The sequence below is a fragment of the Xanthomonas sp. F14 genome (genome assembly GCF_014199865.1).
On sequence record NZ_JACHOM010000001.1, the window covers coordinates 195,529 to 207,513 of the forward strand.

At 68.3% G+C, this 11,985-nt stretch carries 7 protein-coding genes; 2 read left to right on the plus strand and 5 right to left on the minus strand.

Annotated elements, in window-relative coordinates; all coding sequences use genetic code 11:
* Positions 1-65: 65 nt before the first annotated feature.
* Genes GGR73_RS00965 through GGR73_RS00985 form a run of 5 tightly spaced genes read right to left on the minus strand, consistent with a single transcriptional unit; the run spans position 66 to position 7,798 of the window.
* The gene (locus GGR73_RS00965; RefSeq protein WP_184456449.1) at positions 66-1,229 is read right to left on the minus strand and encodes an SGNH/GDSL hydrolase family protein; all 1,164 of its coding nucleotides are present in this window, start codon (positions 1,227-1,229) and stop codon (positions 66-68) included.
* Between the two features lie 35 nt (positions 1,230-1,264).
* On the minus strand, positions 1,265-2,017 hold the full coding sequence (locus GGR73_RS00970) for an SDR family NAD(P)-dependent oxidoreductase (RefSeq protein WP_024938633.1): 753 nt from the start codon (positions 2,015-2,017) through the stop codon (positions 1,265-1,267).
* A gap of 50 nt (positions 2,018-2,067) precedes the next feature.
* A complete protein-coding gene (locus tag GGR73_RS00975; RefSeq protein WP_184455263.1) occupies positions 2,068-3,369 on the minus strand; it encodes an MFS transporter in 1,302 nt (433 codons plus the stop codon).
* Positions 3,366-5,609: an oligoalginate lyase gene (locus GGR73_RS00980; protein WP_184455265.1), complete on the minus strand. Its 2,244-nt coding sequence runs from the start codon at positions 5,607-5,609 to the stop codon at positions 3,366-3,368. The genes GGR73_RS00975 and GGR73_RS00980 overlap by 4 nt, the downstream gene beginning before the upstream one ends.
* A complete protein-coding gene (locus GGR73_RS00985; protein WP_456362904.1) occupies positions 5,606-7,798 on the minus strand; it encodes a chondroitinase-B domain-containing protein in 2,193 nt (730 codons plus the stop codon). The genes GGR73_RS00980 and GGR73_RS00985 overlap by 4 nt, the downstream gene beginning before the upstream one ends.
* 313 nt (positions 7,799-8,111) lie before the next feature.
* Here GGR73_RS00985 and GGR73_RS00990 point away from each other — a divergent pair, with 313 nt between their 5' ends.
* Both GGR73_RS00990 and GGR73_RS00995 read left to right on the plus strand, forming a co-directional pair.
* On the plus strand, positions 8,112-10,946 hold the full coding sequence (locus GGR73_RS00990) for a TonB-dependent receptor (protein ID WP_456362905.1): 2,835 nt from the start codon (positions 8,112-8,114) through the stop codon (positions 10,944-10,946).
* Between the two features lie 61 nt (positions 10,947-11,007).
* Entirely contained in the window at positions 11,008-11,751 is a 744-nt protein-coding gene (locus tag GGR73_RS00995) for a FadR/GntR family transcriptional regulator (protein ID WP_184455267.1), read from the plus strand.
* The last annotated feature ends 234 nt before the right edge of the window (positions 11,752-11,985 follow it).

An 11,985-nucleotide genomic window follows, 5' to 3' on the forward strand; every position in this document is an offset into this window, starting at 1 on the left:
GGTGGCGCCGCACCAGCGTGGCAGCCAGCCTGGCGCATGCGCGCCACTGTGTGGCGACCGGCGGATCAACGGGCCTTGCAGAACAACGACAGGTCCACCGATTCGGCCATGCGCTGGTAACCGGCATCGTTGGGATGCAGGAAGTCGCGGGTCAGCGCGGCGGGTAGCCACTCCGGCCTGGCCGGGTCGCGCAGCGCGGCGTCGAAGTCGATCACCGCATCGAATGCCTGACCGTCGCGGATGAAGCCGTTGAGCGTCTGGCGCGTGGCTGCCGCCACCGGTTCGTAGCGGTCGGAGTTGCCGAACGGGGTCAGCGTGGCGCCGATCACCGCGATGCCGTGCTGCTGCAGCCGGGTCACGATCTGGCGATATCCCAGCACCATGTCGGCGGCATTGCGGCCGGCAATCGCATCCGGCGGACCGCTGTGGCGGATGTCGTTGATGCCTTCGAACAGGATCACCTGGTCCACGCCGGGCAGTGCCAGCACGTCGCGATCCAGCCGCGCCAGCGCGCTGGGGCTGCGGCCGTCGTCGAGCAGCTTGTTGCCGCTGATGCCGGCGTTGAGCACCACCACGCTGCCGGGGCAACGCTGCTCCAGCCGCCTGGCCAGCAGGGCCGGCCAATCGCCATTGGCGCCGCGTGTGGCGGTGGCGCCTTCGGTGATCGAATCGCCCAGCGCCACCACCACCGTCTGGCGTGGATGCGGTGGTTGCACGTAAAGGGCGGAGATGACGTTCTGGCGATACGCCAACGCCTTGCTGTCCGGCACCTCGGCCTGGCCCTTGACCACCCGCACCGCCGTGCGGCGTACCGCCGGGCGCGCCGGCGTGGGGAAATACAGGCTGACCGCCACCTCGCCCAATGCCGGTGCACGCAGCGGCACCGGGTCGCTGAGCAGCACGCCACCGGACGGCACGGTCACGCTGGCGCGCCCGTCGAAGCGCAGCGGTTGCGCGCCCCCGCCGCCGCCGAGCAGGCGCGCGGTGCCCGCAGCGATGGTCAGCGGTGCGGTGCCCAGCTCGTTGCTGATGCGCACGCGCAGGGCCACTGCCGCACTGCCCAGGCGCATGTCCTGGCGCACCGTTTCATCGGCAAATTGCAGCGGCGTGTCGGTACCGCCGTCGAGCCGGTCCGGCGTTGCGGAAGCGATCCAGGCCGGCACCCAGCGTGGCGCGGGGTGCGCCGTGGCCGGGCCTGCCAGCACCACACTCAGTGTCGCAGTCATCATCCATCGCCAGCGCATGCGCAGGACTCCTTTGTCGGTCAGGAAAAGAACACGCCGCCGTTGACGTCCAGGTTGGCGCCATTGATGAAGCTGGCCGCATCCGAGGCCAGGTACAACGCCGCATCGGCGGCTTCCTCCGGGCGGCCTTCGCGCCGCAGCGGGGTGGCATTGGCGACGAAGGCACGCACTTCCGGCTTGGTGAAGTCGTCATGGAAGCGGGTGGAGATCATGCCGCAGCACAATGCGTTGACGCGGATGCCGCGCGGGCCCAGTTCCTTGGCCATCGCACGCGAGAAGGTCATCACCGCCGCCTTGGCGGTGGCGTAGATGGCCGCGCCCGGCCCGCCGCCATCGCGCCCGGCAAGCGAGGCGAAATTGACGATCGCGCCGCCTTCGCGCATATGCGGCGCAACCGCCTGGGTGGTCAGGTAGACCGATTTGAGGTTGAGGTCCATCACCTGATGGAAGAAGGCCTCGTCGATGTCGGCCAGTGGCTTGCGCGCCAGCATGCCGCCGGCCACGTTGATCAGCACGTCGATGTGCTGGCCGAAGGCGGTGCGCGTGGCGGTCAGCAGGCCGGCCACGGCGGTGGCATCGGTGACGTCGGCGCGGTGCAGGATGCCCTGGCCGCCGGCGGCCTGCAGCTGTGCCAGCGTGTCGCGCGCGCTGGCGTCGTCGTTGGCGTAGTTGATGCAGACCTTGGCGCCGGCCGCGGCCAGCTTGAGCGAGATGGCGCGGCCGATATCGCGGCCACCGCCGGTGACGATGGCGACCTTGTCGTGGAAGTGCATGCGGGTGCGTCCTGTTGGTGTGGGGAAAGCGGGGTAGGCAGCGGGCACGCTCAGGTGTCCGCTGCGTCGAGTCGGTGGATGCGGCCGGTGACCAGCCACAGCGCGGCCAGCGAGGCCGGCACCAGCGCGGCGACCAGAATGAACATCGGTGCGTATGAGGTTGCGGTCATCACCGGGACCAGCCAGGTGGTGATCAAGGTGCCGGCCACCGCGGCCATGCCGCCGATGCCGGCCAGCGAGCCGACCGATTTACCGGCGAACAGATCGCCGGGCAGCGTCTGGATGTTGCCGATGGCGATCTGGAAGCCGAACAGCACGGCGGCAATCGTCAGCACCGCCATGCGCGGGTCGGCGGCCTGCACGGCGCCCAGCAGCGCCGGCGCCATGATGGCCCCGCCCAGGGTGATGGTCCATTTGCGCGCGCGGTCCACGCTCCAGCCGGCCGCGATCAGGCGCCCGGACAGCCAGCCGCCGCACAGGCTGCCCAGCATCGCGCCGACGAACGGCACCCAGGCGAATGCGCCGATCTGCTTGATGTCGAAGTGGAAGGTTTCGGCCAGGTAGATCGGCAGCCACGACACGAACAGCCACCAGATCGGGTCCAGGAAGAACCGCGCCAGCACGATCCCCCAGCTTTGCCGGTGCGACATCAGCTGGCGCAGCGTGGGCAGGTAGGCCGGCGGCGGCGCGCTGCCGGCGTCGGGCGCATCCAGGATCAACGCACGTTCGGCCGCGTCCACCCAGGGATGCCGGTCCGGCCCGGCGCGGTAGATCACCAGCCACGGCAGCAACCACAGCATGCCCAGCACGCCGATCAGCACGAACGTGCCCTTCCAGCCGAACGACAGGAACAGCAGCGCGATCAGCGGTGCCGAGACGATCGCGCCGATGGAGGCGCCGGCATTGAAGATGCCCTGTGCCAACGCACGCTCGCGCGCGGGAAACCATTCCGCATTGGCCTTGACCGCGCCCGGCCAGGCGCCGGCTTCGCTGATGCCCAGCAGCGCGCGCACCACCGAGAACGCCATGATGGAGTGGGTGACCGCATGCAGCGCGATGGAGAGCGACCACACCGCGATGGACAGGGCAAAGCCGAGCCGGGTGCCGATGATGTCGAACAGCCGCCCGAACACGAACTGCCCGGCGGCATAGAACAGCATGAAGATGGTGACCAGCAGCGCGTAGTCTTCCTTGGTGGCGCCGATGTCGCGCGAGATCGCCGGCCACATCACCGCCAGCGCGTTGCGGTCGATGTAGTTGATCACCGTGGCCACCGCGATCAGCGCCACGATCAGCCAGCGCACCGCCGAGCGCTTGCCCGTGGGGCGCGTGCGGGTGGAGGCGGTGCTCATTGCGCACCTGCAGTGCGATCGAAGCGCGCGTAGCCGCCGCGCCAGTTGTAGCGCTGACCGGCGGCCTGCACCTGGTGGCTGCGTTGTGCGTCGGCGTCGTCGGCCACCGCCAGCGCGATGCGCTGGCCGCCGACCAGGGTGAGCACGATCACCTCGGCATCGTCGCCGCGCACGCGCTCGATGGCGCGGATGCGGCTATTGGCGCCGTGCACGTATTCGGCGGTGCCGTTGTATTCGCCATGCGGTTCCAGCACGCCGAAGAAGCTGACATTGGCCTGCCCATCCACGCGCTGAATCAGCGCCGGTTCGCGGCGCAGGTTGAAGTTCGGGTCGTTGGCTCCGCTCTCCACCAGCAGGGCACGCGCCGGCGCGCTGCTGCCGAAGCGGTAGCTGTAGAAGCGGCCGGCGAGCAGCCAGCTCAGGCTGCGCGTGTCGGTGCTGGCGTCGCTGGAGGCGTCCACCCACAGGTGCTGATAGCCGTTGGCCTTGCCCAGCACCGGGCGTTGCGTCAGTGCGCGCTCTGCGGTGAAGCCGACCTGCATGATCTGCCCGTTGAAGTGCAGCGGCAGGTCGTAACGTGCCGGAGCGCTGGCGTTGACGCGCAGCAGGTCGATCACCACCGGCAGGGGCAGCTGCGGGTGCGACAGCAGCGCCTGGGTGCGGGTGAAGCTGACTCCGTCGTAGGCCTGCTGCATGCGCGCCGACACGATCTGGGTGTCGGCAGTGCTGGCGAACAGCAGCTGCGTCGGCGCGTGTTGCTCGCCCACCTTCCAGTCGCCGTTGAAGTGGCTGGTCTCGTTCACCACCAGCGTGTTGTGCGCAACGGTCTGCTTGGCCCAGCTGGTGTTCTCCGGTAGATAGATGCCGCCGGCCTTGGCTTCCACATTCAAGAAACGCGCCGCGCCGTAGTCGGTGACCACGCGCTGGCCGTTGTCGTAGAACAGCCAGTTCAACTTGTCGAAGTGGCCGTGGCCCATGCCTTGCGAGGTGTTCTTCATCACCAGCGTCTGGCCGTCTTCGCCGCCGCTGCGCAGGATCGCCAGCGCGCCCCGGTCGCCCTGTGCGCCATCGCGCAGCAACACGCTGCCGAAGGCGAACGGTTGGGCGCGGCCTTGCGCGAGCGCGGTGGCCACGGCCAGGCCTTCGGGGGTGAGCAGCACGCGGCGCTGGCGTTGCGCGATGGACAGCAGCTGCGCGTCGTGGGTCTGCGCGTAGGCGATGCCGATGCCGGCCACCAGTTCTTCGGTGTCCAGGCCCTTGTCGAGGATGGCGTCGTTGATCGGGAAGAAATAACCGCCGTAGCTGCTCTGCACCAGGCTGTTTACGGCCTTGAGCAGCACGCCGTCGCGGCGCTGGAAGATGTGCTGCTGCGGCTGGTTGCGCTCGATCGCATTGGCGAACAGCACGAACGGCGCCAGGGCATAGCGTTGGTAGTACGGGCCTTCGGCGTAGTAGCCGTCCGGCGAGAACAGCTGGTCCACCTGCGCCAGGAAGCCGGCCTTGCCATCGCGCCTGCTGCCGCGCAGTGCCTTGTCCACCAGCGCCTGGTCGCGCAGCACATAGCCGGTCATGCCGACTGCGGCCACTGCCCAGGTGGCGTGGTTGTGGATCTTGTCGAAGTTGTCGGCGCTTTCGTCGCACAGGAAGTGCGCCATGCGCGCGAACACGTCGCGGTCGATGGTGGCGCGGTCCTGCGCGCTGAGCGTGTCGCGGATGGCGTCGTAGCCCTGGCTTGCGTAGACCAGCCACACCGAGTCGTTCAAGGACTGCCAGAACAGCCGCCCCGGCACCTGGCCGCGCCCGGCCGGGTGTGCGCCCAGCGTGGGATACAGGCGTGCGTAGGCCAGCAGCACGTCGCGCGCATAGTCGGCATAAACGCGATCGCCGGTGAGTCGGTACAGCGCGCCGGCGGCCTGGATGGCCTGGTAGTTGCGTTTGTGCTGCTCGTGGCTGGCGCCGCCGCCGGGATCGCTGGGCACCGGCACGTCCACGCCGGCGCGCATCGCCGCGCGCACGCTGGCTTCTGCGCGTGCCTGTTCGCGGGCGAACACCGGCAGCCTGGCGCCGGCGCTGGCCATCTCGCGCCATTGCTGGGCGGTGACCAGCACCGGCGCGGCGTCGGTGGCGCGCGGTTGCGGCTGCGCTGCTTGTTCGGCCGCGGGTGACGGGGCGGCGCTACAGGGCAGGGCGCTACTGGCGCCTACCAGGACCAGCAGCAACAGGCGGGTGGAACGGGTCATAGCAGGGGCTCCGCTGCGTCGGCGTGCAAGGCCGGGGTGCCGACGAACTGATTGCCGCTGGCGATGAGGTGAGGTGTGCCGGTGGTGTGCTGCGCCAGGATCGCGGCGCTGTCGACGAAGCGGTTATTGCGCAGCGCAATGCGCTGCACGCCGTGCAGGCGCAGCGACGCACCTGCGTTGCGGCCGACCTGCGTGAAGTGCGAGTCGCTCACCTGCAGCACCGGGCCGAAGGTGCTTTCGTCGCGGCCGCCGCGATACAGGTCCAGCACCGGCCCGGCGACGCGGTGGAACTGCGACTGCTGCACCGTGACCTGTTCGACGTTGTAGGTGCCACGGTCGTCGGTCTCGGCGTGCGCGGACAGCACGCTGCCGGAGACGTCCTCGACCAGCAGCCGGTCCAGCAGGATGTTGTCGGCCAGGCTGCCCTTGCCGAGTGCGATCACATCGAAGCCGGGTTGCGCGTCCAGATGATGCAGGTGCGTGTCGCGCAAGGTGAGCTGGTACTGCGCCACCGCTGTGCCGGGTGCGGTGCGGATCACCGCATTGCCCGGCTGCGCGGGTGCGGCGCGGCCATCGATCTCGAGCCGGGCCAGGTGGAGCGAGCCGCCGGGCGCGATCTGGAACAGCGCCGGCTGCGAAAAGCGGATGCGCGCGCGGCCGCGTTGCGGGCCTTCCAGCGTCAGCGGCCGGTCCACGTCGAGGATGTCATCGACCTGGTAGCGGCCTGCGTCCAGTTGCAGGCGGTCGCCGGGGCTGGCCTGCGCCACGGCGTCGGTCAGGCTGGACTGCCCCGGCCGCACGCGGGTGCGGCGGCCGCTGTCGGCGACTGCCTGCGCTGCCTGCTTGGGGTACCAGCTCACGCCCACCTGTGCGCGCGCGATGTAACTCAGCGCCGGGTCGGCGCCGACGCCAGTGGCGTTGTCGGCGACCAGCAAGCCGGTGCTGGCGCGGGTCATCGTCACCTGGCGGCTGTTGACGCCGCCGGGCAGGCGGGTGGAGGCCAGCGGGCTTTGCAGGTTGCTGGTGAAGGCAATACCGGACAGGTCGCCCAGCACGCGCACCGGGTCGCTGGCGGCCACGATCAGGTTGCCGGCAAAGCGGCTGTTGATCGGCGCGGCGGTGCGCTCGGCATCCATGCCGGCACCGAAGTACAGCTGGTTGACGGTCACGAAGGTGTTGCGCTCGATGCGCGCCTGGTCCACCTGCACGTAGCGGTTGGCAGGCGAGTTGGGCACCCCGTACATGATGCTCAGCGCCGACGAATAGCCATCGCCGGCCAGGTTTTCCAGGTAGTTGTGGCGCACGGTCTGCTTGCGGTTGATCACGCGGATGCCGCCGGTGTTGGCCTTGCCGTCGCCGAAGAACACGTTGCGCTCGACCAGGTTGCCATCGCCGTGCCGCAGCACCAGCGCGCCGCGCGATTGCTTGAACACATTGCCACGGTAGGTGTTGCCGCCGGACTTGTTGGAGACAACCTCCACCTCGCCGTCGCAGCCTTCGAACCAGTTGTTGTCCACCACCGAGTTGGAGGCGCTGTCGGCATCGCTGCTGGTGCCGATGCGTAGCGTCTCGCCGCCATTGGCGCCCAGGTTGGGGCGTGGCCCGAACCAGTTGTGGTCGATGCGATGGCGATTGTCCAGGCCCTGGGTGGCGTCGCGCACCACCACCAGGGTGGGGCCGGCATTGGTCTTGCCGACCAGCTGGTTGTGGTCGAAGCGGTTGTCGCTGTCGTACAGCGCCACCCAGTTGTCCGAGTCACTGCGGGTGGGCTTGCTGAAGCCATCCACCACCACCCCGGTGATGCGGCTGTGGCGCGCGCGTTCCTTGCTGGAGATGCGGTACGACAGCACCGCATCGCCGGGGCTATGGCCGTCGCGGAACACCAGGTCCGACACCACCAGGTAGGTGCCGGCCATGTGCAGGTCGGAGGTGCCGCTGATGATCACCTTGCCCGGCGTTTGCGCGGTGAGGGTGATCGGCTGCTCGGCAGTGCCTTGCCCGCGCAGCACGATGGCGAAATCCCGCCACTGCCCATCGGCCAGCACGATGCGATCGCCGGCACGCAGCGCGGCCGCCGCCACGGCGTACTCGCTCTGGTCGTGCACCAGGTACGAGGTGGCCTGGGCCGAGCCGACCCAGGCGGGCGCACACAGCAGCAACAGGCAGGCAAGGGAGACGGGGGATCGCATCGGGATGCTCCTGGACGCTGGCGCGTCGGTGATGGCCGAGGGTAACAGTGCAAACTGGTTCGTCAACCAAAACGATAGTCCAGTTGGTCTGTATTGAAGCCCGCGATCGGCTCGATGTCATGCTGCAATTGCACAAAATAATCTACATAACTGGCCTAGTCAGGTGGCTCGTTGGATAAATTGCAGAAATGGTTGACTTGACGTTGATCCGCGTAGAGTCTCCACCTCGCTCGGTCTCGAGCGTCCTTTGGGAGGAGGAATTGTGCGGTATCTAAAACCAGTCCAATTGCGTAGACCAATTATTCGGAATGCCTTGGCCCAGGCGCTACTGACTGCCGTTGCACTGGCAAGCGCGCAGGCAGCCCTGGCCCAGCAAAGCGACGCGGCCCAGCAGGCACCGGAGCAAGCGCCCACCACGCTGGACCAGGTCAAGGTCACCGGCATCCGTAGCTCGATCCAGTCGTCCATCGACAGCAAGCGCGAGCAGACGGTGGTGGCCGACGTGCTGTCGGCCGAGGACATCGGCGACCTGCCGGCGCTGTCGATCGGCGAGGCGATCGAGACCATCACCGGTGCGGCCACGCATCGCGAAAAGGGCGGCGCGTCGGAGATCTCCATCCGTGGCCTGGGGCCGTTCCTGGGCTCGGCCACCTTCAATGGGCGCGAGGCCAGCAACGGCAGCGGCGACCGTTCGGTGAACTTCAACCAGTTCCCCTCCGAACTCATCAACACCGTGGCGATCTACAAGACCCAGCGCGCCGACTTCGTCGAAGGCGGCATCGCCGGCACGGTCAACATGCAGACCGTGCGGCCGCTGGAATTCGGCAAGCGCCGCGTGCAACTGGACGGGCGGGCGACCTATGCCGATGGCGACAGCAAGTTGCGCGATGCCGATGGTGTGGGCTGGCGCGGCACCGTCAGCTACCTGGACCAGTTCGATCTGCGCGGGGCCGGCAAGCTGGGGGTCTCGCTCGGCCTGCAGCGGCTGGAAGGCACCAACCCGGAAGAGGTGATGAGCAGCAGCTCCACCTGGACGGCCTGCAACGCCAACGAGGTGGTGGGCGCCAGCCGCAACTGCACCGCCGTGACCCCGGCGCAGGTGCAGGCGGGGACGCCGTATTACCTGGCGCCCGGCAGCCGCGTGTACCGCCAGATCAGCGAGCACGATCAACGCGACGCGGCCTTCGCCGCGCTGCAATGGCGGCCCTTCGACGGCCTGGAGGTGGCCCTGGATTACCAGGATTCGCAGCGCACCGTGACTGAAGACCGCGCCGAGCTCAACTTCTCCGAGACCCTGCGCAACCTCAACAACCGCCAGGTGGGCGACAACGGCGCCTTGCTCGGCCATACCGGCAGCAGCACGGTGGAATCCTCCACCGACTACAAGGTGCGCGACGAGCAGTACCGCGGTGGCGGGCTACGCGTGGAATGGCGCCCGAACGCGGCCTGGATGCTGTCCACCGACCTGTCGTATTCGCGCACCGAGCGCAGCGAAATCGACCGCCTGATGCGGCTGCGCTCCAATGCCACCGACATCAACGGCAACCGCGTGCCCGGGATCAACGGGCAACGCGTGGACTACACCTACACCTATGCCGGCGATGTGCCGGGGATCGTGGTCGATCCCGCGTTCGACCTGAACAACCCGGACAATTTCAGTGCCGCTGCGCGCGCGCGGCGCGACGAGTTGCGCCGCGAGCACACCATCCGGGCCTGGCGCTTCGATGGCGCCTTCACCCCGGAGAGCGGGCTGCTCACCTCCATCAAAGGCGGCGTGCGCCTGTCCGAGGCGACCTACCGCGACCTGGACGACCGCGTCGAACGCAACGTCACCGATCCGGCCACGATCCGCGCCGCCAACCTGGCCTGCCGGCAACCGTTCCCGCAGGAGGATTTCCTCTCCAGCGCCAGCGGCAACACCATCCAGCAGTGGGCCACCTTCGACAGCCGCTGCCTGTTTGGTGCCATCACCGGCGTGGACGACACCGGCCGCAATGCCGACCCGCGCGGCACCGCCGACTCCGACGTGGAAGAAAAGACCCGCGCGCTGTATGTGATGGGCGAATTCGCCAGCACGTTGTTCGGGCTACCGCTGGACGGCAACCTGGGCGTGCGCTGGGTGCGCACCGACGTCAGCTCGGTGGGGTTGCGCGGCGAGCTGGACGTGGTCGACAACCCCGACGGCACCATCCAGCTGGTGGAAACCGGGCGCTTCGCCGCGCAGACGGTGCGCGCATCCAACCGCGTGTTCCTGCCCAGCTTCAACGCCAACATCGGCCTCACCGAGCAGACCCAGCTGCGCTTCGGGCTGTACCGGGCCATGGCGCGCCCGGATCTGGTCGCGCTGTCTGCCGGGCGCACTTTCATCCTGGAGCCGGGGACCGAATTCACTACCGTCGGCGAGGCGATCGGCAGCATCACCGCCACCGGCAACCCACGCACGCAGCCGCTGCTGTCGTCCAATGCGGACGTGTCGCTGGAGTGGTATCCCAATGCCGACTCCCTGCTCAGCGCCGCGGTGTACTACAAGCAGTTCACCGGTGGCGCGGTGCCCACGGTGGTGGACGAGCGCTTCGTCATCGACGGCACCGCGGTGGTGGTGCCGGTGGTGCAGGACGTCACCACCCGGCAAAAGAGCGATCTCACCGGGCTGGAGCTGACCGGCACCCACCGCTTCTCCTACCTGCCGGCGCCGTTCGACGGCCTGGGCGTCAAGCTGAGCTACAACTACGCCGATTCCAACTACAAGACCCAGGATCTGCGCCTGGGCGACCAGATCGACCCGGCAACCGGCCTGGTGAGCAGCGGCATCGTCGCGCCGGCCAATATCTTCGGCCTGTCGCGGCACGTGTTCTCCGGCCAGCTGTATTACGCCATCGGCGCGGTCGACCTGCAGGCCATCTACAAGTACCGCTCCGAGTATTTCCAGAAGTTCGTCGGCGCCCCGGCGCAGAACCGCTACGTGCGCGACAGCGGCACCCTGGACCTGCGTGCCAGCTACCGCGTCAATGCGCAGCTGTCGGTGTCGTTGGAGGCTTCCAACCTGACCAACGAGCCGCGGATCTCCGACATGCCGGTGCCCGGCAGCTTCCGTGAGTACAACACTTACGGGCGACGTTATTATTTGGGGGTGCGCTACCGGTTCTAGCGTCGCCCACCTGTCCGGCACCCGTGTGCCGGGCCGATCACCCTGAGGGTTTGAGTCGCCGATGTCCGAAAACCGCCTGTACCACTCCGTTGCCGCCAAGATCCGCGCGCTGATCGACACGGGCGAATTCCCGGTCGGCTCGCGCCTGCCGGGCGAGCGCGAGTTGGCCGAGCGCTTCGGCGTCAGTCGCGTCACCGTGCGCGAGGCCGAAATCGCGCTGGAGGCGCAGGGCCGCATCGTGATCAAGATCGGCTCGGGCGTGTACGTCAAGCCACGCCTGGCCTCGGACGAGGGCGCATTGCCGGATGTCAGCGCGTTCGAGCTGACTGCCGCGCGCGCGGTGATCGAGGCGGAGGCGGCCGCATTGGCCGCCAGCCACGTCACCGATGCTGAGCTGGATGAGTTGAACGGCATGATCCAGGCGCTGTCCGCACCGGGGCTCAGCGATGCGGCCGCTGCCGACTACGACCGCGCCTTCCACCTGGCGATCGCGCGGATTAGCGGCAACCCGGTGGTAGCGCACTGCGTGCAGCTGATCTGGCGCATGCGCAACGAATTGCCGCGCGTGCGCGAGGTGTATGCGCGGGTCTGCCACGACGACGGCGCCACCCGCGTGGACGAACACACCGCCATCCTGCAGGCCCTGCAGCAACGCGACCCGGTGGCGGCACGCACGGCCATGCGCAACCATTTCCAGCGCCTGTTCGAATCCATGCTGGAAGCGACCGAGAACGATGCACTGGCGGAGATCCGCCGCCGCACCCAGCAGGACCGCGCGCATTTTCTGGCGGCCACGCGCACCTGAGTGCATCTAATGGCTGGTGGACGCGCTGCGTCGCCCACCAGCGGCACTTTCGTGCCGCTGACGCTGGAGCCTCCGAAAGACACATCCTCCAATCAGCTGGACGCGCCGTCTGCGCCGGTTCGGCGCCACCGACACGCGGCTGATCTGAGTGTCGCGCCTGCGGTCGTCGCGGACGCTGCAGCGACAACACGCTGCAGGCGCGTCCGCCCTCAGGCAGATCGCTCTACCTGATAG